The following is a 26,657-nucleotide window of genomic DNA, read 5'->3' as shown; positions in this document are numbered from 1 at the left end:
CGTGACCCCGCGCTCGGCGCCGCTGGCGCTCGCGACCTCTCCCGAGACCACCGGCGCCGACCTCGTGCTGGTCCCGGTCGGGTCGGTCGAGCAGCACGGCCCCCACCTCCCGCTCGAGACCGACACCGTCATCGCGACCGCCGTCACCGCCGCGGTCGCCGAACGGCTCGGCGGTCCGGACGCGCGGGTGTGGACGGCACCACCGCTGACCTACGGGTCCAGCGGTGAGCACCAGTCGTTCCCCGGCACCTGCTCCATCGGCACCGACGCGCTGCGCACCGTGGTCGTCGAGCTCGTGCGGTCGATGCGCACCTGGTGTCCACGGGTCGTCCTCGTCAACGCCCACGGCGGCAACCTCGACGCGCTGCGCTCCGCGGTCGGCCAGCTCGCCGCCGAGGGCCACGACGTCGCCTGGGTCGCGTGCGCCACCGAGGACGTCGACCTGCACGCCGGGCGCACCGAGACCTCGCTGCTGCTCCACCTGTGCCCCGAGCAGGTCCGGGTCGGGCTCGTCGAGGCGGGCGACCGCCGGCCCCTCGCCGAGATCCTGCCGGCCCTGATGAGCGGCGGCGTCGCGGCGGTCTCCCCCAACGGCGTGCTCGGAGACCCCACCGGTGCCACCGCCACCGAGGGGGCCGCCGTCCTGGCGGCCATGGTGGACGACGTCGTCCGGCGCGTGACCGCGGTCCGGTCGTGAGCAGGGTCGCCCTCGTCACCGGTGCCGCTCGCGGTATCGGTGCGGCCACGGTGTCCCGCCTCGTGGCGGACGGCTGCCGCGTGATGGCCCTCGACTCGTGCGAGGGCCCGCCGCTCGCCACCGAGCAGGACCTCGAGGCACTCGCCGAGCGGCACGGGGAGCAGGTCGTGTGCCGCGTGGTCGATGTCCGTGACCGTCCCGCCCTCGAGGCGGCGGTCGCCGAGACCGTGCGAACCTGGGGCCGCCTCGACGTGGCGGTCGCCGCCGCGGCGGTCCTACGCGGCGGACGTCCCCTGTGGGAGACGTCCGAGGACGACCTCGACACGCTCTGGGCCGTCGACGCCAAAGGGGTGTGGAACGTCGCCGCGGCCACGGTCCCGGCCATGCTCGCCGGCCCCGACCCGCACGGCTGCCGCTTCGTCGCCGTCGCCTCCGCGGCGTCCGACCGCGGGCTGTTCCGGCTCGCGGCCTACACCGCGGCCAAGCACGCGGTGGTCGGGATCGTCCGGGGACTCGCCGCCGACCTGGTGGGCACCGGCGTCACCGCCAGCGCCGTCTCCCCCGGCTCCACGGACACCGACATGCTGCGCGCGACCGCCGAGCTCTACGACGTCCCGGTCGACGAGCTCGTGCACCACCAGCTGATCCGCCGTGCCATCGACCCGGCCGAGGTCGCTGCCGCGATCGCCTTCTGCGCCTCCCCGGCCGGTGGCGTCGTCAACGGCACCGTGCTCCACGCCGACGGCGGATTCACCGGATGACGGCCTCGCTGCCGATCGGCTTCCGCGTGGAGCTCGATCCGAAGGTCCGGCACCTGGATTCGGGTCACGTCCTGGTGGGTGGATCTCCGATCACCGCCGTGCGGCTGGCTCCCGCCGCCCGCGCCCGTGTGGTCGACGGAGCGGTGCTCGTCACCGATGCCGTCTCCTCCCACCTCGCCTCCCGGCTGCTCGACACCAACCTCGGCCACCCGGTCGTCACCGCCACGCACGACGCTCCCGCCGACACCCTCACGGTCGTCGTACCGGTGCGCGACCGCGCGGAGCAGCTCGACCGGTGCCTGGCCGCGCTGGCACCGCTCCCCGTGGTCGTCGTCGACGACGCGTCCCGCGATCCGGCATCCGTCGCCGAGGTCGCCCGACGCCACGGGGCCCGGCTGCTGCCGCTGGAGGTCAACGTGGGCCCGGCCTGCGCGCGCAACGCCGGCCTCGCAGAGGTCACGACGCCTCTGGTCGCCTTCGTCGACTCCGACGTCGAGGTCACCGCCGCCGACCTGCTGCGCCTGACACGGCACCTCGCGGACCCGTCGGTCGCCCTCGCGGCCCCGAAGGTCGCGGGCCGCGCACGCTCACAGCGGTCGCGCTGGTTCGAGCGGTACGACGCCGCCGCCTCCTCGCTCACCCTCGGCGACCGCCCCTGCAACGTCCGTCCAGGAGCCGCGGTCGCCTGGCTGCCCAGCGCCTGCCTCGTCGGGCGCGTCTCACTGCTAGGTTCCGGCTTCGACGCCACCATGCGCGTCGGGGAGGACGTCGACCTCGTGTGGCGTCTCGCCGACGCGGGACACCGGGTGCGCTACGCGCCCGAGGTCGTCGCGCACCACGACGTACGGGGAACCGTCCGCGGCTGGCTCGGACGCAAGTTCGTCTACGGCTCGGGAGGCGCGGCCCTGGCCCGGCGACACGGCTCGCGCACCGCCCCGGCCGTCCTGTCGCCCGTCATGGCACTCTCCGCCAGCGCCGTGCTGCTGCGGCGCCGATGGTCGGCGCCGGTCGTGGCCCTGGGCATCGTCAGCGCCACCCGGTCCGTGCACCGGGCACTCCCCGACGGGCTGGGCACGGCCACCCGGGCCCGGGTCGGTGCCGGCATGTCGGTGAGCGGGGTCGGCTGGGCCGTGCGCCAGGAGTCCGCCCTCCTCCTGCGCCACTGGTGGCCGCTCGCGGCGCTCGGCCTCCCCTCGTCCCACGCGCGCCGCGCGCTGCTGACGGCCATCGTCGTGGACACCTGCGTCGCAGTGACCGAGCGCCCGGCCGACGGCCCGTCGCTAGGGGTCCTGCTCGTCGGCCGCCGGCTCGACGACCTCGCCTACGGCACCGGACTGTGGTGGGGCGCCGTCCTGGCGCGGTCCACCGCCGCGCTTCGTCCGAGGCGACCCGGAGCACCCAAGGCGCGGATTGGGCCGTCCTCGACTTGAGCAGACAACTCGCTCTTATCCGCCGTTCTCCCACCAGTCCGACGCCGACCTAGCGATGCGCTGAAGCCTAGGAGTGCTTCGGCTTCCAGTACGTCGAGGCCGACCCATCACGGCAGTCATCACCCATCCGCCAGCAACCAGTCCTGCTCAGAGCAGCGAGCCGTCCTGCTTGAACCTCCACCTCTCCTGGTGACACCCGTCGCGCGCCCGGTTTGCGCATGCACGCCGTCAACGTCGCCTTGCCGATGTCCAGCCCCACGACCCTCTCGTAGCGCACTTCCATGCCGATCAGCTCCCTCACCAGACCCGCCGGCCCGCCCGGGCGGCCGGGGCCGGGTGTCGCCCGGAAGGTCCTCTGCCGGGATACAGACCCTCGTGCTCACGGCAACAATCCAAAGGCACCCGAAGACCCCGCGTCAGACACCTCAACGGGCTCGCCCCGCACCAGTGTGATCCGACGTCGCCGAGCGACCCACCGATTCTCATCCCCCAACGCAGCGACGAAGTCGCAGGCCTGCACACCTCATGCACTGTCGGTGTGGTTATCCGTCCGTACGCAACTCACGGGGCCATCTGCGCGAGATCTCAGCGCAGGAACCGGGACTGGGAACGCCCGGGATGCATGAGTGCTTCGGTCACTGAACAGCGCGGCGACCGCGCCCTCCCACTTCGGATCCCCGCGCAGATCAGTTGCGCGGGCCTGCTCGGCCATCGCCTGCAAGACCCGTTTGCACGCTGTCGGGGACGCGGAAACACGGACCACGCACTCGCCCAGGTCGTGCTCCCTCACCACCGCAGCCGCCCGCACGAGTTCGATCGCCACCACCCCACTGGCGGCTGCTCGGCGCTCCTCATACGCGGCGCGACGGCACCGCTGCGAGCACCACTTCGGAGGTCTCCCCCGCTGCTTCCTCACGATCGGCGCTCCGCATCGAGGACAGGCGTCGGGAGGCAGTTGTCTAACGTCGGGACGAAAGTCGGTCATGGACTCATAAGGCGTACTGCGTCACGGCGGATCGGCGATCCCTCGTGTGGGGCCATCCGAACGCGGCCCAAGAACGCATTGGGTCGCCCTCTGGGACTGGCCATCAAGCGTGATTCCCGTTCTCGCTCGCAGACCGCTCGTCTCTGTGCGGGCGAGAAAGTCGCCCGTTCAACCATGGTTGTGCCGATGCGATCTGGGGAGTAGACCTAGCCCTGCTCACCGGGTGCCCGAGGGTGCTCGCTTACGCAGTCGGGCGGCGACGGGCACCCGGTGAGACCAGGAGCCCCTCGACGCTGGAGCCCAGTCGAACCGCGTGGTGCGGTGACGTCGCTGCGGATCTTGGGACAGCCGTCTGCGGCCGCGGCTTGACCACACTCCTGATGCGCAACATCGCGCTGCGATGGCGAAGGGCGGGAGGGATAAACGATCGTGAGCGTCATGCCTCTCGGGAAGGACCAGGTCGACGTGACGTGCGTGAGCTCTGCAGCTGGGGGCATTTAGGTGCCGCAGAACGTCTGATAGGCGCCGAAGTGCTCCGGTGCCGGCTGGGCGTACCGCTCCAGGCCGGGCCGCTCGTCGTATGGCGAGCAGACCGCCTCCAACAGCCGCCGGACCGGATCGAGGTCGCCATCGGTGGCCGCCGTCAACGCCTCCTCGACCAGGTGATTGCGTGGGATGTAGACGGGGTTGACCCGGTCCATCGCGTTTGTCTCCGGACCGAGTGCCCGCCACCGCTGGGCCCACGCGTCGAACCCCGCCAGGTCGAGGAACAGGCTTCGCGCCGGGCCGGTCTCGGCGCGGGCGGCGGCGCCGAGTGCGCGGAAGAAGCCAGTCCAGTCGACACGACCCTCGCGCAGGAGCAGGACCAGGTCGTCGACCAGGGCGGAGACAACAGCCTGGTCCAGGCCGTCGGGCAGCCCGAGCTTGGCGCGCATGCCGGTCGACCACGCGTCGCTGTACCGAGGCCCGAAGCCGCCCAGCGACTCCACCGCGAGCTCGACCGCGCGCTCCTCGTCGGCGTCGATCAAGGGCAGGAGGGTCTCCGCGAAGCGGGCGAGGTTCCACTCGGCCACGGCCGGCTGGGTGCCATACGCGTAGCGACCACCGTGGTCGATGGAGCTGAACACCGTGGCCGGGTCGAATGCGTCCATGAACGCGCATGGGCCGTAGTCGATGGTCTCACCGGAGATCGTCATGTTGTCGGTGTTCATCACCCCATGCACGAAGCCGAGCAGCATCCACCGGGCGACCAGTGACGCCTGGGCCGCGACGACCGCCTCGAACAGCGCTAGGTAGGGCCGCTCGGACCGGGCTGCAGCCGGGTGGTGGCGCGCGATGGCGTGGTCGGCCAACCGGCGCAGCAGCTCGACGTTGCCGGTGGCGCGGGCGTACTGGAAGGTGCCCACCCGCAGGTGGCTGCTGGCCACGCGGGCGAGCACCGCCCCGGGCAGGGCTGTATCGCGGAAGACCCGCTGTCCGGTCGCCACCACGGCCAGCGACCGGGTGGTAGGGACACCCATCGCGTGCATCGCCTCACTCACGATGTACTCGCAGCATCGGTCCGACCGCGGCCAGGCCGTCACCGCCGCGAGCGAACGGTGTCCGGCCCGAGCCCTTCAGGTGCAGGTCACGCTGCCGGCCCTCGGTGTCGGTGACCTCACCAAGGAGGATGGCCCGGCCGTCCCCGAGGCGAGGGACATAGCCGCCGAACTGGTGCCCGGCATAGGCCTGCGCCACCGGGGTGGCACCGTCGGGTACCCCGCCGCCCACCATCAGCTGAACACCCTCGCGCGCCCGTAGCCACGCCGGGGCGAGTCCCATGTCAACGGCCAGCGCCTCGTTGAGCAGCAGCAGGCGCGGCTCGGGGAACTCCGCGGCCCGCCAGCCCACGGCCAGCTCCGGCAGCTCGTCGGCGAAGGTAGTGCCGAGGGTGATGCTCGAGGCCGGTGCGACGTCCATGGCTCAACGGTACGGTCCCTCACCGCGCCGTCCAGCCATGAAATCGGGCAGCGGCACCCGGACGATGCCGGCGACTGCGCCGAGCCGCGGCGAGGTGGCTCCTCGGCGATCGCGGTGGGGTCGAGTCGACAGCAACCAGGTTGACTGGTGAGGGTCGTGGTGAGCGCGAGTCCTCATTGGTGAGGGTCGTGGTGAGCCGAGGATGCGATGGCGACGTCCCGCAGAGTCGAGCGCTCGCGGCCCAGCAGCCGCCACCCACGCGACACGACAGCCTGGGGAACGAGCGGACGTACCCGGCGTTTGGGGCCTCTGATGGGTAAGTCAGGCAGGCGGTCCCCATCGCGTGACACGAGTGCGCTATCCCTCCACAACGTCAGATTCCGGAGGTTGATCCACAGGGTCCGTCCATCGTGCGTGCCCCGACTGGTCGGCGGACTACCGTGATGGTCCGGAAGGATGTGCCACGGCCAGCATCAGCCCTGGAGGTGCCGGCGACGGCACCTGTCGGGATGTCATCGACGATCCCGACACGGCTCGCGGACTGAATCACAAGGAGTGATGTCCGAAGACTTCCCGCGGGGGTCGCCTGTCACGACATGCATCCCTCTTCCGCCAACTTGTGCCCTCCGAACGGTGCGCCGGCGGGATGCGACCTCACGACAGACCCGAAGGGAGAGAGTTCATGACGACGACCAACATCCCGACCACGGAAGACAACGCGCCGCCCATGCCTGACCGACTGCTGACACCCGCCGAAGTGGCGGAGTATCTCGGCGTGCCGGAGAAGACACTGGCGCAGTGGCGCAGCGACCGACACGGCCCGCTGCCGCTGCGCATCGGCCGCTACGTCCGCTACCGCCTCTGCGACATCCAGACCTGGGTGGACGAGCAGGCCACCGCGGCTCGACGCTGGATGGCTTCCTGAGATGGCTCGACCGCGACTCGCGCCCGGGGAGCACGGGGAGGTGTGGGTGCAGCAGTCCCGGGACGGTCGCTGGCAGGCCAGGGCCCGGGTCCGTGACCGGGACGGCCGCGTCCGGGAGGTCTCGGCCACCGCAGACTCCAAGGGCGCGGCACGTCGTGCGCTCGTACGCCGGCTCGAGGTGCGGCGGGACCCCGTCACCGCGGGTGTGACTGCCGACATGACGGTGGAGACGCTCGCGTCCTTCTGGCTCGCCCATCGGCAGACTCATGGACGGGCCGGTCAGGCCGGCAGGTTGCGGCCATCGACCATGGGTGCGTATGACGCGGTCCTGCGAACGGTCGTCGTGCCGGCGCTCGGTGGCTTCCGCGTCGGTGAGCTGAGCGTCGGCGTCCTGGAGGCAGCCTTTGCCGACATCGAAGCCGGCGGCCGGTCGACGGTGCAGGCAAGGTCGGTGCTCAACCAGATGCTCGGTCTGGCGGCCCGGCACGGTGCCATCCAGGCGTCCCCGATGCTGCTGGTCGAGAAGCCCGCCCGAGCGCCTCGCGAGGTCCAGGCCCTGGATGTCGATGAGGCTCGCCGACTGCGCCGCGTCGTCGACCCGGACCACCGGCGGGCACCCGGCCACCGGGGACCCAACCACGACCTGGCCGACCTGGTCGACGTTCTGCTCGGCACCGGCATGCGCATCGGAGAGGCGCTAGCGCTGCGCTGGCAGGACCTCGACCTGTCTGGCGACCCTCCCACCGTCCATGTGTCGGGCACGCTCCTCGAACCGCGGCGGGGACACGTGGCAACCCTGACCCGTCAGGACGGGACCAAGACCGGCCAGGACCGGACCCTGATCCTCCCGGCAGCCGTCGTCGAAGGGCTGGCGGCCCGCCGCAGGCTGACCATGTGGCGCCGTCCGGATGACCCCGTCTTCGCCTCTCGCACCGGGACCTGGCTGTGGCCCAACAACATCCGCACCCGGCTCCGGCAGGCAGTCTCCGGCATCAGCGACCTGCATGGCACGACACCGCACACCCTGCGCCGCACCGTGGGCACCCTCGTGGCCCACGAGGCCGGGCTGGACGCCACCCGCGAACAGCTGGGTCACTCGGACCCGAGCGTCACCTACCAGCGCTACGTCGCCGCGCGCCGCGTCGCACCCGATCTGAGGTCCCTGCTGGATCGCTTCTTCGTCACCGAGGGTGCTTCTGGTCCCGAAGACGACCCGCCTCTGCACGGCAGTTCCGGGGGTTTCACCGGAGTATCCACGGAATCGAGGCAAATCGGGGTGGAGACGACGAAGCCTCCGACACTGCGTTCCCGCAGGTCAGAGGCCTTTTTCGTGGAGCCGCCTGTCGGAATCGAACCGACGACCTAATCATTACGAGTGATTCGCTCTACCGACTGAGCTAAGGCGGCGCGCTGCCCGGCTGAGGTCAGACCGGCCGGGCAACTGGAGCAGGATACCGCCCGCCCCAGCGCGGGTCGAAATCAGGCCGCCGTACCCTCGCGCCACTCCCGGCGCAGCTCCGCGAGCCGAGCGCGGAGGTCGGGGTCGGACATCACCATCGCGACCAAGTGGCAGTCCTGCGGACCGGTGGCACCCGGCACGCACAGCGAGCAGGCGTCGCCCGGGCGGACCGGGCACTGGGGGACGTTCACGCCGGCAACGCTAGGAGGCGCGCGTCGCGGCCCGCAGGGCCGAAGGTCCCCGCGCGCACGTGTCCTCCACCACGGTCGTGCCCCACCTCAGGGGGGTGCCACCGTCACCGCGCCCTCGGCACAATTCAGTCATGGCTTCCCTCCCCACCCCTCGCGGGCCGGTCAGCGAGGTGCTCGTCTCCGTGCTCGACGGCAACTTCGTCGAGCAGCTCACCGCCTGGCCCGAGCCGGCGGGAGACGACCCCGCCGACCCGGTGCGCGTCGCCGACGACGCGCTGTCCCTGTGGACCCTGCACGAGCTGGCCTACCGCGGCTTCACCGGCGTCGACGAGCGCTGGGAGTGGCACCCCGACCTGCTCGCCCTACGCTGGCGCCTCGAGGGCGAGCTCGAGCAGCGGCTGCGCAAGCGCATGCCGGCGACCGACCGCACCGGCGACGTCGTGGCCGACCTCCTGCGGATCATCGCCGACGACGACGCGCCCTCCCTCGCCCGTCACCTCCAGCGTCACGGCTCGGTCGAGCAGGCGCACGACCTGCTCCGGCAGCGCTCGATCTACCACCTCAAGGAGGCGGACCCCACGAGCTGGGTCATCCCTCGCCTCGAGGGTGGCCGCGCCAAGGCCGCGCTCGTCGAGATCCAGTACGACGAGTACGGCGCCGGCGACCCGGCCCGCCTGCACCACGACCTCTTCGCCCGCGGGATGGAGGCGTGCGGCCTGAGCAGCGAGCCCAACGCCTACGTCGACGACGCGATCACCGAGGTGCTCGAGCAGAACAACGCGACCTCGATGTTCGGCCTGCACCGGCGGTTGCGCGGGGCCGCGCTCGGTCACTTCGCGGCGTTCGAGTCCACGAGCTCGCTGCCGTCGCGGCAGTTGGTGCAGGGCTTCGAGCGGCTCGGCCTCCCGGTCGAGGTCCGTGCCTACTACGACGAGCACGTCGAGGCCGACGCGGTGCACGAGCAGGTGGCGCTGCGCGACATCTGTGGCGCCCTGGTCGAGCGTGAGCCGGACCTGGCCGAGGACGTGCTCCTTGGCGCGTGGACCTGCCTCGACCTCGAGGCGCGCACGGCGACGGCGATGCTCAAGCGGTGGGGCGTGGCGTGACCGGCCCGCAGCAGCCCGAGACCCGGGCCGACATCGTCATGTGTCCCGACGGCCCCATGCTGGTGCGCGGCGACGTGGTCGTCGAGGACGCCGACGGCACCCAGCATCGGACCACCCGGCCCGTCAGCGCGGTCTGCCGCTGCGGCCGGACGTCCAGGGCGCCATGGTGCGACGGCACCCACAAGCTCGTCACGGAGGCGCGGGAGCGCTGATCAGCCCGCGCGACGCAGACGCACGACCAGGCCGCGCTCGCCGTGCCGCCGCTCCACCTCGGTGAACCGCGCGTCGGCCAGCGCCTCGGCCTGGGCGTCGTTGCCGAGCTGCAGCAGCAGCGACCCGTCCGGCTCGAGGGCGGCAGCGGCCGTGTCCAGGCAGGCGCGCGCCACGTCGAGGCCGTCGTCGCCTCCGTCGATGGCCAGCACCGGGTCCTCCGGGAACCGCCCGATCTCGGCCCGCGGCACCCACGGCGGGTCGGCGACGACGAGGGCGAAGCGCTCGTCGCGGCGCAAGGCGTCCTGCAGGCGACCCTGGCGGACCTCGACCCGGTCGGCCAGGCCGTTTGCCTCCGCGTTGTCGAGTGCCCAGCGGCAGGCGTCGGGGCTGGCATCCACGGCGACGAGGCGCCGGTCGTTGCCGACCAGCGCCATCAGCCCGATGTGCCCCGCGCCCGTGCAGAGCTCGAGCACCGGGCCGGGCGGGGCGTCGGCGAGCAGCTCGCGGGCCCACTCCGACTGCACGAGCACCCAGGGACGCGGCTCGAGCACGCGCTCGTCGTACCCGATCGTCAGGGAGCCGAAGGTCATCGAGGAGGACATGCCGGCCAGTATCGCCTCAGCAGTCGGTCGGGTCGGCCGGCACCTCAACCTCGAGGAGGTAGGCCTCGATGGCGGTGTCGACGCACTCGTTGCCCGAGTTGTACGCCGTGTGGCCGTCGCCGTCGCGGCGCAGCAGGACGCCCGAGTCGAGCTGGTCGGCCAGTGCCTCGGCCCACTTCAGCGGGGTGGCGGGGTCGCGGGTCGTGCCGGTCACCAGGATCGGCGCGGCGCCCTCGCCGCGGATGTCGAGCGGCTCCTGGCTCGAGCGCAGCGTGAAGCCCTGGCAGGTGGTGAGCGACCAGGCGAAGATCCGGCCGAAGGTCGGCGATGCCTCCTCGTAGGCCGGGTAGGCCTCGCGCACCTCGTCGAACGGGACCGACGACGGGTCGTCGAGGCAGTTGATGGCCACGTTGGCCTCGGTCGAGTTGTTGCTGTAGCCGCCCTTGCCCCGCGAGGAGTAGAGGTCGGCGAGCTCCAGGAGCGCCTGCCCCTCCCCGTCGAGCGCGCTGCCGAGGGCCGCGCTGAGGATGAACCAGTAGTCGCGGTTGTAGAGCGGCGCCACGATGCCGTAGAAGGCATTGCCGATCGCCAGGTCGCGGTCCCCGCTGGTGGGCAGCGGCGACTCCTCGATGTCGGCCAGCAGGCCCTCGATGGTGGCGAGGCCCTCCTCGACGCTGTCGCCGAGGAAGCAGGACTCGGTGGTGTCGACGCAGTTCTGGACGTAGGCCCGCAGCGCGGTCTCGAAGCCCTCGGCCTGCTCGAGCCCGAGCCGGCGGTTGTCGAGCGAGACGTCGACGGCGCCGTCGAGCACGAGGCGCCCCACCCGGTCGGGGAACAGCTCGGCGTAGGTCGCGCCGAGCTTGGTGCCGTACGACGCCCCCAGGTAGGTCAGCGTCGACTCCCCCAGCGCCGCCCGCAGCACGTCCATGTCGCGGGCCGCCTCGGCGGTGGTCACGTGCGCGGCCACCTCGCCCGCGGCGGCACAGCCCCGCCCGAACGCGCGGACGTCGGCGGCGTACTGCTGCTCCTCGGCCGCGTCGTCGGGGTCGGGGTCGCCGGCGAGGTAGGCGTCGAGCTCGTCGTCGGCGAGGCAGTCGACCGGACTGGAGTCGCCTGTGCCGCGGGGGTCGAAGCCGACGACGTCGAAGGCCCGCAGCAGCGGTGCGCGGAAGACCTGCCCGGCCGCGGCGGCGTAGTCGGTGCCGGGCGCACCGGGACCTCCCGGGTTGACCACCAGCGAGCCCTGCAGGTCACCGGTCGCCGGCACCCGCAGGAGGGCGAGGTCGATGGTGTCGCCGCCGGGGTCGGCGTAGTCGACGGGGACCTCGAGGGTCGCGCACTCGCGGTCGCCCTCGCACGCCTCCCAGTCGAGCTCCTGGTCGTAGAAGGACTGGAGGGCGGCGTCCGGCGCCTCGCGCGCGTCCGGCGCCTCGGCGCGCTCGACCCGCTCCCCGGGCGCTCGGCTCGAGCCGGAGGAGTCGCCCGCCACGGAGTTCCAGATGACGACCGCGCCCGCGCCGACGGCGAGGAACACCATCGCCACCACCACGACCAGCGCCACGACCTTCTTCATCGACCCGCCCCCGTCGGCAGCCGCAGGGCCACCATCATCGACTCCAGCGCCAGCTGCGGCTGCACGTTGAACTCCAGCATCTGCTCCCGCGCAGTGAAGATCGCGTCAATCATCCGCAGCAGCTCCTCGGGCGTCGCCACCCGCGCCAGCTGGGCGACGTCGGCGCGGATCTCCTCGTTGACCAGGTCGCCGGGCGCGCCCACCGACACCGCGATGGCGTCGCGGTAGACCGACACCAGGTCCATCAGCGCCCGGTCGACCACGTCGAGGACCCGCCGTTTGGCGCGGGTCTTCTGCCCCTTCTCCAGGGCGTTGAGCGCCGGGGCGTACTCGCGCGGTCGGCGACCGCGCGCCTCCACGCCGTACGCCGTGTCGAGGTCGGCCTTCTCGCGCGCGTCGAGGTCGGCGGTCTGGACCTCGGCCTCGACCTTGCTGACCTCGACCACGTTGGTGGCGGCCGTCATGCAGGCACCCAGCGTGGTCAGCCGGGCGGGCAACGAGACGACCTCGCGGCGGCGGCGGCGGGTCTCCTCGTCACGGGCCAGGGCGCGCGCCCGGCCGATGTGCCCCTGGCTGGCCCGGGCGGCGTGCGCGGCCAGCTCCTCGGTCACGCCGAGAGACCGCACCAGGAAGGCCGCGACGTCCGCGGCGGTCGGGGTCGTCAGCGACACCAGCCGGCAGCGCGAGCGGATGGTCGGCAGCACGTCCTCGGTGGTCGGCGCGCAGAGCAGCCACACGGTGCGCGCCGTCGGCTCCTCGATCGCCTTGAGGAGCGCGTTGCAGGCCTGGTCGGTGAGCCGGTCGGAGTCCTCGACGACCATGATCTGCCAGGCGTCGCCGGACGGCGCGAGCGCGCTGCTGCGGACCAGGTCGCGCACCTCGTCGACGCCGATCGAGAGCTTCTCGGTGCGCACCACCTTGACGTCGCCGTGGCTGCCGGCGATCACGGTGCGGCACGACTTGCAGGTGCCGCAGCCCGTGCCGGTCTCGCACTGCAGCGCCGCCGCGAAGGCGATCGCGGCGTTGGAGCGTCCCGACCCGGGCGGGCCGGTGAAGAGCCACGCGTGCGTCATGCCGTCGCCGCCCGCGGCCCGGCGCAACGCCTCGATGACGGGCCGCTGGCCCACCAGGTCGTCCCACACGCTCACGGCAGCAGCACCTCCACGCGCGCGCGGATGGCGGCGGCGATCTCCTCCACGGGTGCCCGCGCGTCGAGAACGAGGTAGTGCTCGGGGTCGGCGGCCGCGAGGTCGAGGAACCCCTGCCGCACCCGCTGGTGGAACTCCACGGACTCGCCCTCGATCCGGTCGCGCCCGGTCAGGCGGCCCAGCCCGGCCTCCGGCGCGAGGTCGAGCACGACGGTCAGGTGCGGCCGCAGGTCGCCGGTCGCCCAGCGGTTGACCCGCTCCACGTCGGCGAGCAGCAGGTCGCGTCCCGCCCCCTGGTAGGCGAGCGACGAGTCGACGTAGCGGTCGGTGATGACGACCTCGCCCCGGGCCAGCGCCGGCAGCACGACGGTGTCGACGTGCTCGGCCTTGTCGGCGGCGTACAGCAGCGCCTCGGTGCGGTGCGAGAGCTCCCCGGTCTCGGGGCTGAGCACGATCTGCCGCAGCGCCTTGCCGACCTCGGTGTCGCCGGGCTCGAAGGTCAGCAGCACCGTGCGCCCCCGCTCCTCGAGCCACCCGGCGAGCAGCTTGGACTGGGTCGACTTGCCCGCGCCCTCGCCGCCCTCGAAGCAGACGAAGACGCCGGTGTCGGCATAGACCCTCTCGCTCACGCGGACACCCTACGGGCGGGCTGGGACAGCGGCGGTGGTCGAGGAGCCTCCCGACGGCAAGCGCGCCGCAAGACGACCGCAAGGCGGCCGGCGCAGACTCTCCCCATGACCACCGTCGACGGCCTGCCCGAGGGCCTCACCACCCGGCCCCTGTCCCTCTCCGACGCCGAGGCGGTGCAGGCCGTGATCGCCGCCGAGGAGGTCGTCGACCTCGGCGAGCCCGAGATGACCGTCGAGGACGTCCTGGCCGACTGGCAGCGCCCCAGCTACGACGTCGCCGCGAGCACCGTCGGCGTCTTCGACGGCGACCTGCTCGTCGCGTACGGCGACCACAGCGACACCGACGTCGCCTACACGGCCGTGCTGCCGTCGTACCAGGGTCGTGGCATCGGTACGGCGATCGCGCACTGGCTGCAGGCCAAGGCGCGAACCGCCGGGTCCCCCCGGATCGGCACGCAGGTGCCCGAGGGCAGCGCGGCGGACCGGCTGATGCGCGACCTCGGCTACGAGGTGCGCTGGACGGCGTGGGACCTCGAGCTGCCGCCGGAGCGGGAGATCAGCGCCCGGCCGCTGCCCGACGGGTTCACGGTCCGCGACGCGGAGGAGTCAGACCGGGAGGCGGCCTGGACCCTGGTCGAGGACTGCTTCCTGGAGTGGTCGGAGCGCGAGCGGATGAGCCTGGCCGACTTCGGCGCCCGGGTCTGGGATCGCCCCGGCTTCGAGCCGTGGAACCTGCGCCTGCTGGTCTCGTCCGGCGGCGAGCTCGTCGGTGCCACCCACGTCTTCCTGTCCGGTGACGGCGCCTACGTCGCCCGGATCGTCGTGCGCCCCGACCACCGCGGCCTCGGCCTGGCCCCGCCCATGCTCGTCGATGCCTTCGCCCGGGCCCGGGAGCACGGCGCCGTCCGCTGCTACCTGTCCACCGACACCCGGGCCGGTGCCCGCGGGCTCTACGAGAAGGTCGGGATGCAGGTCGCGTCGACCTGGGTCAACCGCGCCGTCCCCCTCTGACGATCCGCCGCTACCGACCACGGAGACACGCGGACACAACCGACCTCGCCGTCCCGTCGCACGGCTGGAGCAGGACGGACCGGGCGACTTGTGTCCGCGTGTCGACGGGCCCGACAGGCCCTACGCTGCGTCCACGGGAGCACGAGGGGGCGGCATGACCGACACGGCGGCGGGCGCGGCGTCGACACCGCGGGGCGCGCAGATCGACGACTGGGGCCGCCGCGACCGGATCGCCGGCTGGGTGCTCGCCGGGGCCTGGACCGCCCTGCTCGTCGCCGCGCTCCTCACCGGCCACCGGGTCTCGGACTTCGACCGGCTCGAGCACCTGGTCGCCGCCGGCGAGGTCACCGAGGTCGAGGTGGTCGGCGGCTTCGGAGACTCGGAGGGGTGGCAGGGCTGGGCCGGCGTAGAGGTCCGGTGGCGCGAGGGGTGGACCGTCGACACCGCCCACGTGACCGAGGCGAGCGACGACCGGCAGGCCGCCCGGGCCCGACGGGAGGGCGACGCCGACAGGGCGGTGGTCGTGGGCAGTGTCGAGGCCCACCTGTCCGCCCTCGACCCCGACGTCCGGTTCACCCGGGGTGGCTTCCGCTCGTCGTCCTTCGAGATGGGCGGGTGGCAGGCGCCGGGATGGGTGGGCCTGGTCTACGTCGTGCTGCTGGGTGCCACGCTGGTGCTCAACGGCGGACCCCGTCCGTGGAGGGCGACGCCGTGGGCATGGGGGTGGCTGATCCTGCTCGTGCCGCCCTACGGCATCGCGGCCTACCTGCTGGCCGGCGGGCCCACCGGCCTCCTCCGCCCCCGCGACCCGACTCGGGTGTGGCTCACCGGGGGCTGGGCGTTCCTCCTCGCCCTGCTCCTCGGGGGCGGTTCCGCCGCGACCTGACCCGCGGAGACACGCGGACACAACTCCCGGCGGCCGGTCACGCCGAGCGTGGACCGGCAGGGACCGGGCGGGTTGTGTCCGCGTGTCTGCGACTGGGCCTCAGGACTTCTTGGCCGCGGCCTTCTTGGTCGTCGCCTTCTTGGTCGTCGCCTTCTTGGCCGTCGTCTTCTTCGCTGCGGTGGTCTTCTTGGCCGGCGCCTTCTTCGCGCCCTTCTTGGCCGTCTTCTTGGCCGGGCCCTTGTCGCGGCGCTCCTGCAGCAGCTCGGCGGCCCGCTCGAGGGTCAGCGAGTCGACCGTGTCGTCCTTGCGCAGGGTGGCGTTGTACTCACCGTCGGTGACGTACTCGCCGAAGCGGCCGGCCTTGACGACCACCGGCTGCCCGGAGACCGGGTCGTTGCCGAGCTCCTTGAGCGGCGCGGTCGCCGCACCCCGGCCACGCTGCTTGGGCTGGGCGTAGATCGCGAGCGCCTGGTCGAGGGTGATGTCGAAGATCTGGTCCTCGCTGGTCAGCGACCGGGAGTCGGTGCCGCGCTTGAGGTAGGGGCCGTAGCGGCCGTTCTGCGCGGTGATCTCGTCGCCGTTGTCGTCCACGCCGACCACGCGCGGCAGGGAGAGCAGCTTGACGGCCTCCTCCAGCGACACGGTGTCGAGCGTCATCGACTTGAAGAGCGACCCGGTGCGCGGCTTGGCCGACTTGGGCGCGTCCTCGGGCAGCTGCTCGGTGACGTAGGGGCCGAAGCGGCCGTTCTTGGCCACGATCGTCAGCCCGGTCTCGGGGTGGGTGCCGAGCACCTGCTCTTCGCCGGCCGGGTTGGCGAGCAGCTCCTTGGCCTTGGCGACGGTCAGCTCGTCGGGCGGCAGGTCCTCGGGGACGTTGGCGCGCACGCCCGCCGCGTCGCCGTCCTCGCCCGGCCCCTCGACGTACGGGCCGTAGCGGCCGACGCGCAGCACGATGCCGGAGTCCTCGCCGATCGGGAAGGTCGCGAGCTCCTTGGCGTCGATGTCACCGAGCTCGTTGACCAGCGTCTTGAGCCCCTCGACGTCGCCGGAGCCGTAGTAGAACTCGGCGAGCTCGGTGCGACGGTCGCGCCGACCGCCGGCGATGTCGTCGAGGACGTCCTCCATCGTCGCGGTGAACTCGTAGGAGATCTGCCGCGGGAAGTGCTCCTCCAGCAGTCGCACGACCGAGAAGGCCAGCCAGGCCGGCACCAGCGCCGAGCCCTTCTTGTAGACGTAGCCGCGGTTGACGATGGTGCCCATGATCGAGGCGTACGTCGACGGGCGGCCGATCTCGCGCTCCTCGAGCTCCTTGATCAGGGTCGGCTCGGTGTAGCGCGCCGGCGGCTTGGTCTCGTGGCCGGCCGCGGTGACCGAGGCCGCAGAGATCGGCTCGCCCTCGGTCAGGTCGGGCAGGCGGGTCTCCTGGTCGTCGCGCGCCGAGGCGGCGTCGTCGGTGCCCTCGACGTAGGCCTTGAGGAAGCCGTGGAAGGTGATCACCCGACCGCTGGCCCCGAAGACGACGTCCTCGCCGGTGGCCGCGGTGCCGCCGAGGCGGATCGAGACCGTGTGGCCGGTGGCGTCCTTCATCTGGGAGGCGACCGTGCGCATCCAGATCAGCTCGTAGAGCCGGAACTGCTCGCCGGTCAGGCCGGTCTGCGCGGGGGTGCGGAAGGTGTCGCCGGCTGGCCGGATCGCCTCGTGCGCCTCCTGGGCGTTCTTGACCTTGGAGGCGTAGGTGCGGGGGCTGTCGGGAAGGTACTCCGCGCCGTACAGCTCGCGGACCTGGTCGCGCGCCGCGCCGACCGCGGCGTCGGAGAGCGTCGTGGAGTCGGTACGCATGTAGGTGATGTAGCCGCCCTCGTAGAGCCGCTGCGCCACCGACATCGTCACGCTGGAGCTCATGCCGAGCTTGCGGCCCGCCTCCTGCTGGAGGGTGGTGGTGCGGAACGGGGCGTAGGGCGAGCGCCGGTAGGGCTTGGACTCGACCGAGCGCACCTCGTACGTCGTGTCCTCCAGCGCCGCGGCGAGCGCCTCGGCCCGGGTGCGGTCGAGGTGGGCGACGTCGGACTTCTTCAGCTGTCCGTCGGGGCCGAAGTCGGAGCCGCGGGCGACGCGGGCGCCGTCGACGGAGTGGAGCTTGGCGGGGAACATCCGCTGCTCGTGCTTGCTGCCGGCGTCGAAGGTGCCCTCGAGGTCCCAGTAGGACGCGATGCGGAAGCGCATCCGCTCCCGCTCGCGGTCGACCACCAGCCGGGTCGCGACCGACTGCACGCGGCCCGCGGAGAGGCCGGACATGACCTTCTTCCACAGCACCGGGCTGACCTCGTAGCCGTAGAGGCGGTCGAGGATCCGGCGGGTCTCCTGCGCCTCGACGAGGTGCATGTCGAGCTCGCGGGGGCTCTCGGCCGCGGCCAGGATCGCGGGCTTGGTGATCTCGTGGAAGACCATCCGCTTGACCGGGATGCCCTTCGGGTCCAGCTCGTCGAGCAGGTGCCAGGCGATGGCCTCCCCCTCGCGGTCCTCATCGGTGGCGAGGTAGAGCTCGTCGGCGTCCTTGAGGAGCTTCTTGAGCTTGGTGATGTGGCTCTTCTTGTCGCGCGGCACGACGTAGTAGGGCTCGAAGCCGTGGTCGACGTCCACGGCGAGCCGGCCCCAGGGCTTGTCCTTGATCTTGGCCGGGGTGTCCGCCGCGTTGTTGGGCAGGTCCCGGATGTGACCGATGGACGACTCGACGACATACCCGCTGCCGAGGTAGCCGCCGATCATCTGCGCCTTCTTGGGCGACTCGACGATGACGAGCTTGTGTGCCACGTGATTCCTGCTTCCTGGTCCGGTGATGCGCCGCAACCGTAGCGCTCCCCCACGACAACACCAGCCGCGACGGCCGCCGGTGGGCACCCGCGACGTCATTCGGGACGTCGCCCGGGACGTCGCCCGGGACCTCGTACGACGCCCGGCGGACCCGGGTCACCCCCGGGTGAGGAACCCCTCCGCGACCAGCTCGCCGGCGAGCGGCAGCAGCTCACGGCGTACGTCGCCAGCGTCCCGCCCGAGGATCTGCGCCAGTGCGCCGACGATCTGGTCCACCGACAGGTCCCCGTCGCAGGCACCGACGAAGGCCGCCTCGAGGGTGTCGACCTGGCGGGCCCGGCGCAGGCCCCGCTGCTGGCGGAGCACGATCGTCGAGGGGTCCTCGGCGCCGGGACGGCCCTGGGTCTCCTGGAGGAGGTCCGGGCGAGCCACGAGGTGGTCGTCGACAGACACCTCGGTGCCGACGGCCGCCCCCCACTCGGCGATCGCCGGGCCGATGGGCTGCTCGACGTCGTAGGGCCAGTCGAGGAGCTCGTGCCGGCCGCCGCCGGTGCGGTGCAGGTCGATCCAGCCGAAGCCCACGCCCTCGATGCCATGCTCGTCGAACCACGAGAGCCACGTGTCGTAGCGGCGGACGTAGTCGTCGCTGCCGTGCAGGCCGGCGTCCTTGAGCCACAGCTCGACGTACTCGCTGGGGTCGACGACCTCGCGCTGCACGACCAGCGCGTCGCAGCCGGCGTCCAGCCAGGACGCGAGCCGCTCGTCCCAGGCCCGGCCGCGCTCGATGACCCAGTTGCCGAGGACCTGGCACCAGCCGCCGTCGGCCAGCAGGTCCGGCGCCTGGCGGACGATGTCCTCGACCACGCGGTCGCCGGGCAGGCCGGAGTCGCGGTAGACGAGCCGCTCGCCGGTGGCCGGCGAGATCACGAACGGCGGGTTGGTCGCGACGAGGTCGAAGCGCTCCCCGCGCACCGGCTCGAAGAACGAGCCCTCGCGCACGTCCACGTCCACCTCGTTGAGGGCCGCGTTGAGGCGGGTCATCCACAGCGCGCGCGTGTTGACGTCGGTGGCGACCACCTCGGCGGCGTGGGCGGCGAGGTGCAGCGCCTGGACCCCGCAGCCGGTGCCGAGGTCGAGGGCCCGCCCCACGGGCTCGCGGATGGTGAGCTGGGCCAGGCTGGTGGAGGCGCTGGAGATGCCGAGGACGTGGTCGCTGCCGACGCGGTTGGGCGCGCCGTCCAGCCCCGGCGTGAGGTCGGAGACGATCCACAGGTCCTGGTCGTCGGTGCGGTAGGGGCGGCAGTCGAGGCGGGCGGCCACCTCCCCCACGCTCTGCTCCAGGATCCCGGCGTTGCACAGCCGGTCGACCAGCCCGGGCAGCGCCGCCTCGGCGGCCTCGTGGGTCACCGGGGCCTGGAGCAGGAAGAGCCGGGTGAGGGTCGCGAGCGGGCTGCCGTCCGTCGTACGACGCAGTCCCGGCGTGGTCTCGTTGCGGCTCAGCGCGCGGTGGGGCGCCTCACCCATCAGGCCGGCGACCCCGTCGTAGGTGAAGTCCGCGGCGACGAGGGCGTCGCGCAGCGGGCCGGCGTAGTCGGTGCTCATGCCGTTGCCTGCCTCTCGTGGTAGCCGGTCATGGGTTCGCCGGAGCGCCACTCCTCGAGCTCGCCGCGGTAGATCCCGTGGCGCAGCTCGACCTCGTAGCCGTCGTAGTGCGGGACGCCCATCTCACGGGCCACGGCGAGCTCGGCCTCGACGTCGTAGGGGACGCGCGCGAAGGACACCGACCAGGGCGCCGGGTCCTCGCTGCCGAGCTCGCCCTCGAGGATGCAGTACATCGGGGTCGGGTCGCCCATGCAGTTGCCGACGCTGCCGGTGTTGAACGTCGTGCGGCCCTCGAGCTGGCACTCGTAGAGCGGGTCGTGGGTGTCGGCGTAGCCGACGAGGTCGGGCGGCGGCCCGTCACCGGTGGCCGCGGTGTTGGCGAAGAGGCCCTCGAACTCCTTCTGGCTGCGGACGTAGCGCACCCGCCGGTGCACCGTCTCCTCGCTGGCGTGGAAGAGGCGCACCCGCCGGCCGCTGAGCCAGAAGTCGTGGTTGAAGGGCAGCGCGCGCAGCCACTCGCCTTGGCCAGGGCCGAGCTGGTCGAGCCAGAAGCGCAGCGCCTCGTTGTCGAACTCGCGGTCAGGATCGGGCAGGAAGTCGTCCCAGTTGCCCAGCAGGTTGACCTCGCAGCGCTCCCGGCAGAGGTCGATCACCTCGCGGCCGCGCGGCCCCTTGCCGACGTAGTCGCCGAGGTTGAAGACCCGCTCGATCCCGCGTCTCTCGACGTCGGCCAGCACCGCCTCGAGGGCGGTGAGGTTGCCGTGCACGTCCGAGATCAACGCGATGCGCTCCATGCGCGCCATCCTCGCAGCCGGGTCCGCGGCGCCCTGCGGCAACTGGCGGCGGCCGCCACGTCGGCGGGAGGAGCACCCGTCGTACGCCGCCGGCTGCTCGGCCGCCACGCGCCACCGGCCCGCGGCGCGGGTGCGCGACGGGCCGGTGGGCGGTGCTGGCTCAGGTGTGCGCGTGCGGCGCCATCGAGGAGCTGCCGGTGTTGTCGCCGTCGTCGCTGATGGCGATCTCCCGCCGCTTCGACATGAAGATCGCCCCGGCGATGATGGCCACCGCGACGAGCGCGATGACGATCCGCAGGACGTCGTTCTGGTCCTGGCCGACGCTCATGGAGACGACCGCGCTCGCGATGAGGAGCGAGACGAGGTTCATCACCTTGATCAGCGGGTTGATGGCCGGGCCGGCGGTGTCCTTGAAGGGGTCGCCCACCGTGTCGCCGATGATGGTCGCCTCGTGCGCCGGCGAGCCCTTGCCGCCGTGGTGGCCGTCCTCGACGAGCTTCTTGGAGTTGTCCCAGGCGCCGCCCGCGTTGGCGAGGAAGACGGCCATCAGGGTGCCGGTGCCGATCGCGCCGGCCAGGAAGCCGGCGAGAGCCGTCACGCCGAGGCCGAAGCCGACCGCGATCGGGGCCAGCACGGCCAGGATGCCGGGGGTCACGAGCTCGCGCAGCGAGTCCTTGGTGACGATGTCGACCACGCGGCCGTACTCCGGGCGGCCGGTGCCCTCCATGATCCCGGGGATCTCGCGGAACTGGCGCCGGACCTCGAAGACCACAGCACCCGCTGCCCGGGCGACGGCGTTGATCGCCAGGCCCGAGAAGAGGAAGACGACCGAGGCGCCGAGCAGGACGCCGACCAGGACGGCCGGGTTGAACACGTCGAACTGGAGGAACTCGTCCTGCGCGGGCTGGGCATCGACCAGCGCCTCGAACACCGACGTGGCGTAGGAGCCGAAGAGCGCCGTGGCCGCCAGCACCGCGGTGGCGATGGCGATGCCCTTGGTGATGGCCTTGGTGGTGTTGCCGACGGCGTCGAGCTCGGTGAGGATCTGGGCGCCCTCCTCGCTGACGTCGCCGGACATCTCGGCGATGCCCTGCGCGTTGTCGGAGACGGGACCGAAGGTGTCCATGGCCACGATCACGCCGACGGTGGTCAGCAGGCCGCAGCCCGCCAGCGCCACCGCGAACAGCGAGACGGTCAGCGCCGCGCCACCGAGCAGGTAGGCGGCGAAGACCGCCGAGCCGATGACCAGGGTCGTGTAGACGGCCGACTCGAAGCCGACCGAGAGGCCGGACAGGATCACCGTGGCCGGGCCGGTCAGCGACGTCTTGCCCACGTCCTTGACCGGGCGGTGCTCGGTGCCGGTGTAGTAGCCGGTGAGCGCCAGGATGCCCGCCGACATCACGATGCCGATGACGACGGCGGCCGACGCGATGAACCGCGGGTCGCCGTCGCTGGAGGCCAGGGTCTCGGAGATGTTGGTGAAGTCCGCGAAGCTGCTGGGCAGGTAGACGTAGGACAGCACGACGCTGGCGACGGCCGCGATCCCCGAGGAGAGGTAGAACGACCGGTTGATGGTCGTCAGGCCGTTCTCGGTGGCCCGGGGCCTGGTCAGGTAGACGCCCGCCACCGCGGTGAGGGCACCGATGGCCGGGATGAGCAGCGGGAAGACCAGGCCCTTGTCGCCGAACGCCTGCGAGCCGAGGATCAGCGCAGCGACAAGCGTGACGGCGTACGACTCGAACAGGTCGGCGGCCATGCCGGCGCAGTCGCCCACGTTGTCGCCCACGTTGTCGGCGATCGTCGCGGCGTTGCGCGGGTCGTCCTCGGGGATGTTCTGCTCGACCTTGCCGACCAGGTCTGCCCCGACGTCGGCGGCTTTGGTGAAGATGCCGCCGCCGACTCGCATGAACATCGCGAGCAGGGCGGCGCCGAAGCCGAAGCCCTCGAGGACCACGGGGGCCTCGTCCTGGAAGAAGAGCACGACCAGGCTCGCGCCGAGGAGGCCCAGGCCCACGGTCAGCATGCCGACCATGGCACCGGTCCGCAGGCCGATGGTCATGGCGGGCTCGCGACCCGTGGTCTCGGCCGCCGCCGCGACCCGGAGGTTGGCGCGCACGGCGAGGTTCATGCCGAGGTAGCCGACAGCGGCGGAGAAGCCTGCGCCCACGAGGAAGAACACCGACCGGAAGATCCGCACGACCGTGTCGTCGGCCGGCAGGACCAGCAACGCGAAGAAGGCGATGGCCGCGAAGATGGCGAGCGTGCGGAACTGGCGGGCGAGGTAGGCGTTGGCGCCTTCCTGCACGGCCCTGGCGATGGTCCTCATGTTGTCGGTGCCCTCGGCGGCAGCCATCACCTGCTGGCGGAACATCGCGGCCATCGCGAGCGCGGCGAGCGCGATCACGGCGACGACGACGACCAGCACGAGATTGCCGTCAGCGAGCTCCGGCGTCACGACGACCGGGTTGATCCCCGTCATGTGCGTCCTCCTGGCAGTGGTCCAAGTGTGCGAACGCGCGGGAGTCTACGCAGATGTGTCACAGATCACGCGCGACACGTGACGCGGGACACACGTCGGTGTGGAGCGGTCGCGGACACGGCTGCAGCCCGGCACGACATGGCGTGCCGGGTACGACGCCCTGACGCTGTCCGGGCGAGGGTGTCCGTCAGCCCGTGGCGACGGACGGGTCGGCGGAGTCGTGGATCACGAACACCTTCGCCAGCCCGGTGATGCGGAAGATCTTGAGCAGCCGCTCCTGGCTGCAGATCAGCTCGAGGGAGCCGTCGTGGGCGCGGACCTTCTTGAGCCCGCCGACCAGCACGCCGAGCCCCGTCGAGTCGAGGAACTCGACCGCCTCGAGGTCGATGACGATGTTGTAGGAGCCGGCGCCGACCAGCTCGGTGATCTGGTCCCGCAGCTTGGGGGCCGTGTAGACATCGATCTCGCCGCCCACCGCGACGACGGCACGGCCGTCCACCTCGCGGGTCGCAAGGGTCAGATCCACGACTGCTCCAGGTCCCAGAGAAGAGTCACTCGGAGCCCGTCGCCCCGAATGCTGTCGGCAGTATCAAACCACGTGGGGGCGAACCGCGCAGGCGTACCCGTGAGCCCGCATCTCCATGCCCCCGTCGGCACCCTCACCCGAGACGTCTCTCCGTGCCCGGCACCGACCGGGATGTCGGTGGGGTTTGCGAGACTGGAGGGGTGGCCACAGCGACTCCTGCACACCGCTCGGTCGCCGCCCTCGTCGACCGCCTGACCGGTGTCCCGGGGCGCGAGGACCGGCTGCGCCACCTCGAGGTCCTCCCCCGCCGCGAGGCGCGTCTCGCCGACTGGCCGGACTGGGCACCGGCGGACGTGCGTGATGCCTTCGTGGCAGCGGGGATCGTCCAGCCCTGGCAGCACCAGGCAGCGGCAGCCGACACGGCGCACGCCGGGCGGCACGTCGTGCTGGCCACCGGGACGGCCTCGGGCAAGTCCCTCGCCTACCAGCTCCCGGCACTCTCCGCGATCCGTACGTCGCGCGGTCCTCGCGGCCAGCGCGGTGCGGGCGTCCTCTACCTCGCGCCGACCAAGGCGCTCGCCCACGACCAGCTGGCGACGATCAATGGACTCGGCCTCGACGTGCGCGCCGCGACCCACGACGGCGACAGCCCCCGCGAGCAGCGGGAGTGGACCCGCGACTTCGGGGAGTACGTCCTCACCAACCCCGACATGTTGCACCGGTCGCTGCTGCCCGGCCACGCCCGTTGGGCGTCGTTCTTCGCCTCGTTGCAGTACGTGGTGGTCGACGAGTGCCACCACTACCGCGGGGTCTTCGGCGCCCACGTGGCGCACGTGCTGCGCCGCCTGCGGCGGATCTGCGCCATGTACGGCACGTCCCCCACCTTCGTGCTGGCCTCGGCCACGGTCTCCGACCCCGAGGTGGCGGCCGGCCGGCTCACCGGGCTCCCCGTCGAGGCCGTCACGGCCGACCACTCGCCGCGCGGCCAGGTCTCGCTGCTGCTGTGGGAACCGCCGTTCGTCAGCCATGCCGGGGAGAACGGTGCCCCGGTGCGCCGGGCGGCGTCGTCCGAGGTGGCCGACCTGCTGGCCGACCTGGTCGCCGAGGACGTGCGGACACTGGCCTTCATCCGGTCGCGGCGCGGGGCCGAGCAGGTCGCGCTCACGGCGGCGGAGCTGCTGGCCGAGGTCGACCCCGCGCTGCCCTCGCGCGTCGCTGCCTACCGGGGTGGCTACCTGCCCGAGGAGCGGCGGGCACTGGAGGCATCCCTGCGGCGTGGGGAGCTGACCGGGCTGGCCGCCACCAACGCGCTCGAGCTGGGGATCGACATCAGCGGGCTCGACGCGGTGCTGGTCGCGGGCTTCCCCGGCACCCGCGCCGCCCTCTGGCAGCAGGTCGGACGCGCGGGACGCGGGGCGCAGGACGCCCTGGGGATCCTCGTGGCCCGGGACGACCCGCTGGACACCTACCTGGTCGGGCACCCCGAGGCCCTGATCGGCCGGCCCGTGGAGGCGACGGTCTTCGACCCGACCAACCCCTACGTGCTCGGCCCTCACCTGTGCGCCGCAGCACAGGAGGCCCCGCTGACCGAGCACGACCTGCCGCTCTTCGGGCCGACCGCCCGCGACGTCGTGGACGGCCTCACCGGCGGTGGTCTGCTGCGTCGGCGCCCGCGGGGATGGTTCTGGACGGACCGGAGGCGAGCCAGCGACCTCGCGGACATCCGATCGACGGGCGGCGCGCAGGTGCAGCTCATCGAGTCGTCCACCGGGCGGGTCATCGGCACCGTCGACGGCGCCAGCGCCCACGGCACCGCCCATCCCGGGGCCGTCTACGTCCATCGCGGCGAGACCTGGCTGGTGGAGTCGCTGGACCTCGAGGAGCACGTCGCGGCCATGCATCCCGCCGAGCCCGCCTACTCCACCTCGGCCCGCGAGGTCACCGACATCACGGTGCTCGCCGAGCGGGAGCACCGTGACTGGGGCGCCTGCCGTCTCTCGCTCGGCGAGGTCGACGTCTCGCACCAGGTGGTGTCCTTCCTCAAGCGACGCCAGCCGGGCGGGGAGGTGCTCGGCGAGGAGCCCCTGGACCTGCCGGAGCGATCGCTGCGGACCACGGCCGTGTGGTGGACGGTCCCGGCCGACCTGCTGGCCGAGTCGGGCCTGGCCTCGGCCGACCTGCCCGGTGCTGCGCACGCCGCCGAGCACTGCTCGATCGGGCTGCTGCCGCTCTTCGCCACCTGCGACCGCTGGGACATCGGCGGGGTCTCGACCGCGTTGCACGCCGACACCGGACGCCTCACCGTCTTCGTCCACGACGGCCACCCGGGGGGCGCGGGCTTCGCGGAGCGCGGTTTCCACGCCGCCCGCGAGTGGCTCACCGCCACCCGCGCGGCGATCGCCGACTGCGAGTGCGAGGCCGGCTGTCCCTCGTGCATCCAGTCCCCCAAGTGCGGCAACCAGAACAACCCCCTCGACAAGGCCGGCGCCGTGGCGCTGCTTGACCTGCTGCTCACCCATGCCCACGGTGGGTAACCTGCCGCCATGGTGATTCTCGGACTGCTGCTGATCATCCTCGGCGTGATCGCGATCCTGTCGGCGATCTTCGTCAGCGAGGGTCGCGGCGAGCTGCTGGGCATCGACATGAGCACGCTCTCGGTCTTCCTCGTGGGCGTGGCCGCCGGTGCCGCCGTGCTCTGGGGCTACTCGATCCTCAAGTGGGGGACCAAGCGTGGCCTCGCGCACCGCCGGGAACGCAAGGAGCTGAGCCGGCTGAGCGAGAAGCTCGACCGGGTCGACGGCGACCGACGCGAGGACGACACTCCCCCGCCGACGCGCGACGAGCGCACGTGAGGCGACGCCCGGCCCCGC

Annotated in this window: 23 protein-coding genes and 1 tRNA gene; 11 read left to right on the top strand and 13 right to left on the bottom strand. The window is 72.3% G+C overall.

The annotated features are described in order from the left end of the window. Position 1 precedes the first annotated feature (1 nt). Genes mftE through mftF form a run of 3 tightly spaced genes read left to right on the top strand, consistent with a single transcriptional unit; the run spans position 2 to position 2,888 of the window. A complete protein-coding gene (gene mftE, locus DAI17_RS12305; protein WP_234412473.1) occupies positions 2 to 697 on the top strand; it encodes a mycofactocin biosynthesis peptidyl-dipeptidase MftE in 696 nt (231 codons plus the stop codon). Continuing rightward, positions 694 to 1,458 (top strand): mycofactocin-coupled SDR family oxidoreductase, encoded by a 765-nt coding sequence (locus tag DAI17_RS12300; RefSeq protein ID WP_107773272.1) that lies wholly within the window; start codon positions 694 to 696, stop codon positions 1,456 to 1,458. Before mftE ends, DAI17_RS12300 begins: the two co-directional genes overlap by 4 nt. Further along, the gene (gene mftF / locus DAI17_RS12295; protein ID WP_107773270.1) at positions 1,455 to 2,888 is read left to right on the top strand and encodes a mycofactocin biosynthesis glycosyltransferase MftF; all 1,434 of its coding nucleotides are present in this window, start codon (positions 1,455 to 1,457) and stop codon (positions 2,886 to 2,888) included. Before DAI17_RS12300 ends, mftF begins: the two co-directional genes overlap by 4 nt. 1,482 nt (positions 2,889 to 4,370) lie before the next feature. Here the strand turns inward: mftF and DAI17_RS12285 are convergent. Together DAI17_RS12285 and DAI17_RS21670 are read right to left on the bottom strand one after the other, a co-directional pair. Continuing rightward, on the bottom strand, positions 4,371 to 5,414 hold the full coding sequence (locus tag DAI17_RS12285) for a protein adenylyltransferase SelO (protein WP_267894726.1): 1,044 nt from the start codon (positions 5,412 to 5,414) through the stop codon (positions 4,371 to 4,373). Continuing rightward, on the bottom strand, positions 5,407 to 5,832 hold the full coding sequence (locus DAI17_RS21670; protein WP_267894725.1) for a protein adenylyltransferase SelO family protein: 426 nt from the start codon (positions 5,830 to 5,832) through the stop codon (positions 5,407 to 5,409). The genes DAI17_RS12285 and DAI17_RS21670 overlap by 8 nt, the downstream gene beginning before the upstream one ends. 682 nt (positions 5,833 to 6,514) lie before the next feature. Here DAI17_RS21670 and DAI17_RS12280 point away from each other — a divergent pair. Together DAI17_RS12280 and DAI17_RS12275 are read left to right on the top strand one after the other, a co-directional pair. Next, the gene (locus tag DAI17_RS12280; protein ID WP_234412472.1) at positions 6,515 to 6,757 is read left to right on the top strand and encodes a helix-turn-helix transcriptional regulator; all 243 of its coding nucleotides are present in this window, start codon (positions 6,515 to 6,517) and stop codon (positions 6,755 to 6,757) included. A gap of 46 nt (positions 6,758 to 6,803) precedes the next feature. Continuing rightward, the gene (locus DAI17_RS12275) at positions 6,804 to 8,123 is read left to right on the top strand and encodes a tyrosine-type recombinase/integrase (RefSeq protein WP_159081505.1); all 1,320 of its coding nucleotides are present in this window, start codon (positions 6,804 to 6,806) and stop codon (positions 8,121 to 8,123) included. Here the strand turns inward: DAI17_RS12275 and DAI17_RS12270 are convergent. Further along, positions 8,089 to 8,164 (bottom strand) — tRNA-Thr (locus DAI17_RS12270). The two genes, DAI17_RS12275 and DAI17_RS12270, sit on opposite strands and share 35 nt — an antisense overlap. 72 nt (positions 8,165 to 8,236) lie before the next feature. After that, a complete protein-coding gene (locus DAI17_RS20990) occupies positions 8,237 to 8,407 on the bottom strand; it encodes a DUF6767 domain-containing protein (protein WP_159081504.1) in 171 nt (56 codons plus the stop codon). Between the two features lie 131 nt (positions 8,408 to 8,538). Between DAI17_RS20990 and DAI17_RS12265 the strand changes: the two genes are divergently transcribed. Both DAI17_RS12265 and DAI17_RS12260 read left to right on the top strand, forming a co-directional pair. Then, positions 8,539 to 9,513: an iron-containing redox enzyme family protein gene (locus tag DAI17_RS12265; RefSeq protein ID WP_107773264.1), complete on the top strand. Its 975-nt coding sequence runs from the start codon at positions 8,539 to 8,541 to the stop codon at positions 9,511 to 9,513. Next, positions 9,510 to 9,725, top strand: coding sequence for a CDGSH iron-sulfur domain-containing protein (locus tag DAI17_RS12260; protein WP_234412471.1), 216 nt, complete (start codon positions 9,510 to 9,512; stop codon positions 9,723 to 9,725). The genes DAI17_RS12265 and DAI17_RS12260 overlap by 4 nt, the downstream gene beginning before the upstream one ends. Here DAI17_RS12260 and DAI17_RS12255 read toward each other — a convergent pair whose 3' ends face one another. Genes DAI17_RS12255 through tmk form a run of 4 tightly spaced genes read right to left on the bottom strand, consistent with a single transcriptional unit; the run spans position 9,726 to position 13,678 of the window. Then, entirely contained in the window at positions 9,726 to 10,328 is a 603-nt protein-coding gene (locus DAI17_RS12255; protein WP_107773262.1) for a N5-glutamine methyltransferase family protein, read from the bottom strand. Between the two features lie 16 nt (positions 10,329 to 10,344). Further along, entirely contained in the window at positions 10,345 to 11,901 is a 1,557-nt protein-coding gene (locus DAI17_RS12250; protein WP_107773260.1) for an alpha/beta hydrolase, read from the bottom strand. After that, the gene (locus DAI17_RS12245) at positions 11,898 to 13,049 is read right to left on the bottom strand and encodes a DNA polymerase III subunit delta' (protein ID WP_107773258.1); all 1,152 of its coding nucleotides are present in this window, start codon (positions 13,047 to 13,049) and stop codon (positions 11,898 to 11,900) included. The genes DAI17_RS12250 and DAI17_RS12245 overlap by 4 nt, the downstream gene beginning before the upstream one ends. Continuing rightward, entirely contained in the window at positions 13,046 to 13,678 is a 633-nt protein-coding gene (gene tmk / locus DAI17_RS12240; RefSeq protein WP_107773256.1) for a dTMP kinase, read from the bottom strand. Before tmk ends, DAI17_RS12245 begins: the two co-directional genes overlap by 4 nt. A gap of 105 nt (positions 13,679 to 13,783) precedes the next feature. Here tmk and DAI17_RS12235 point away from each other — a divergent pair, with 105 nt between their 5' ends. Both DAI17_RS12235 and DAI17_RS12230 read left to right on the top strand, forming a co-directional pair. Further along, on the top strand, positions 13,784 to 14,689 hold the full coding sequence (locus DAI17_RS12235) for a GNAT family N-acetyltransferase (protein WP_107773254.1): 906 nt from the start codon (positions 13,784 to 13,786) through the stop codon (positions 14,687 to 14,689). Positions 14,690 to 14,843: 154 nt separating this feature from the next. Beyond that, positions 14,844 to 15,575, top strand: coding sequence for a hypothetical protein (locus DAI17_RS12230; protein WP_107773252.1), 732 nt, complete (start codon positions 14,844 to 14,846; stop codon positions 15,573 to 15,575). A 99-nt stretch (positions 15,576 to 15,674) separates the two neighbouring features. Here the strand turns inward: DAI17_RS12230 and topA are convergent, their stop codons facing one another. The 5 genes from topA to DAI17_RS12205 all read right to left on the bottom strand — a co-directional run bounded on the left by topA (position 15,675) and on the right by DAI17_RS12205 (position 23,787). After that, positions 15,675 to 18,386 (bottom strand): type I DNA topoisomerase, encoded by a 2,712-nt coding sequence (gene topA / locus DAI17_RS12225; protein WP_107773250.1) that lies wholly within the window; start codon positions 18,384 to 18,386, stop codon positions 15,675 to 15,677. Positions 18,387 to 18,542: 156 nt separating this feature from the next. Then, positions 18,543 to 19,988 carry a DUF7059 domain-containing protein gene (locus tag DAI17_RS12220; protein ID WP_107773248.1) on the bottom strand — a complete coding sequence of 482 codons (1,446 nt, stop codon included), beginning with the start codon at positions 19,986 to 19,988 and terminating at the stop codon, positions 18,543 to 18,545. Next, positions 19,985 to 20,782 (bottom strand): metallophosphoesterase family protein, encoded by a 798-nt coding sequence (locus tag DAI17_RS12215; protein WP_107773246.1) that lies wholly within the window; start codon positions 20,780 to 20,782, stop codon positions 19,985 to 19,987. Before DAI17_RS12215 ends, DAI17_RS12220 begins: the two co-directional genes overlap by 4 nt. A 160-nt stretch (positions 20,783 to 20,942) precedes the next feature. Continuing rightward, positions 20,943 to 23,261, bottom strand: a complete 2,319-nt coding sequence (locus tag DAI17_RS12210) for a sodium-translocating pyrophosphatase (RefSeq protein WP_107773244.1) — start codon at positions 23,259 to 23,261, stop codon at positions 20,943 to 20,945. 187 nt (positions 23,262 to 23,448) lie between these two features. After that, positions 23,449 to 23,787 (bottom strand): STAS domain-containing protein, encoded by a 339-nt coding sequence (locus DAI17_RS12205; protein ID WP_056888214.1) that lies wholly within the window; start codon positions 23,785 to 23,787, stop codon positions 23,449 to 23,451. Positions 23,788 to 23,987: 200 nt separating this feature from the next. Between DAI17_RS12205 and DAI17_RS12200 the strand changes: the two genes are divergently transcribed. Together DAI17_RS12200 and DAI17_RS12195 are read left to right on the top strand one after the other, a co-directional pair. Further along, positions 23,988 to 26,321, top strand: a complete 2,334-nt coding sequence (locus DAI17_RS12200) for a DEAD/DEAH box helicase (protein ID WP_107773243.1) — start codon at positions 23,988 to 23,990, stop codon at positions 26,319 to 26,321. A 9-nt stretch (positions 26,322 to 26,330) separates the two neighbouring features. After that, complete coding sequence (locus DAI17_RS12195; protein WP_107773241.1) at positions 26,331 to 26,639, top strand: hypothetical protein; 309 nt, start codon at positions 26,331 to 26,333, stop codon at positions 26,637 to 26,639. The last annotated feature ends 18 nt before the right edge of the window (positions 26,640 to 26,657 follow it).

This window comes from Nocardioides sediminis, assembly GCF_003047295.1.
Lineage (GTDB): Bacteria > Actinomycetota > Actinomycetes > Propionibacteriales > Nocardioidaceae > Nocardioides > Nocardioides sediminis.
Note: the sequence above shows the minus strand (reverse complement) of the source record. Positions and strands in the feature narration are given on the sequence as shown.

What these genes read in the sequence shown, in the direction of transcription:
- mftF (WP_107773270.1), top strand. Translation starts at nt 1,455, where the DNA reads ATGACGGCCTCGCTGCCGATCGGCTTCCGCGTGGAGCTCGATCCGAAG.
- DAI17_RS21670 (WP_267894725.1), bottom strand. Translation starts at nt 5,832, where the DNA reads ATGGACGTCGCACCGGCCTCGAGCATCACCCTCGGCACTACCTTCGCC.
- DAI17_RS12280 (WP_234412472.1), top strand. Translation starts at nt 6,515, where the DNA reads ATGACGACGACCAACATCCCGACCACGGAAGACAACGCGCCGCCCATG.
- DAI17_RS12265 (WP_107773264.1), top strand. Translation starts at nt 8,539, where the DNA reads ATGGCTTCCCTCCCCACCCCTCGCGGGCCGGTCAGCGAGGTGCTCGTC.
- DAI17_RS12255 (WP_107773262.1), bottom strand. Translation starts at nt 10,328, where the DNA reads ATGTCCTCCTCGATGACCTTCGGCTCCCTGACGATCGGGTACGACGAG.
- DAI17_RS12250 (WP_107773260.1), bottom strand. Translation starts at nt 11,901, where the DNA reads ATGAAGAAGGTCGTGGCGCTGGTCGTGGTGGTGGCGATGGTGTTCCTC.
- DAI17_RS12235 (WP_107773254.1), top strand. Translation starts at nt 13,784, where the DNA reads ATGACCACCGTCGACGGCCTGCCCGAGGGCCTCACCACCCGGCCCCTG.
- DAI17_RS12230 (WP_107773252.1), top strand. Translation starts at nt 14,844, where the DNA reads ATGACCGACACGGCGGCGGGCGCGGCGTCGACACCGCGGGGCGCGCAG.
- DAI17_RS12220 (WP_107773248.1), bottom strand. Translation starts at nt 19,988, where the DNA reads ATGAGCACCGACTACGCCGGCCCGCTGCGCGACGCCCTCGTCGCCGCG.
- DAI17_RS12215 (WP_107773246.1), bottom strand. Translation starts at nt 20,782, where the DNA reads ATGGAGCGCATCGCGTTGATCTCGGACGTGCACGGCAACCTCACCGCC.
- DAI17_RS12210 (WP_107773244.1), bottom strand. Translation starts at nt 23,261, where the DNA reads ATGACGGGGATCAACCCGGTCGTCGTGACGCCGGAGCTCGCTGACGGC.
- DAI17_RS12195 (WP_107773241.1), top strand. Translation starts at nt 26,331, where the DNA reads ATGGTGATTCTCGGACTGCTGCTGATCATCCTCGGCGTGATCGCGATC.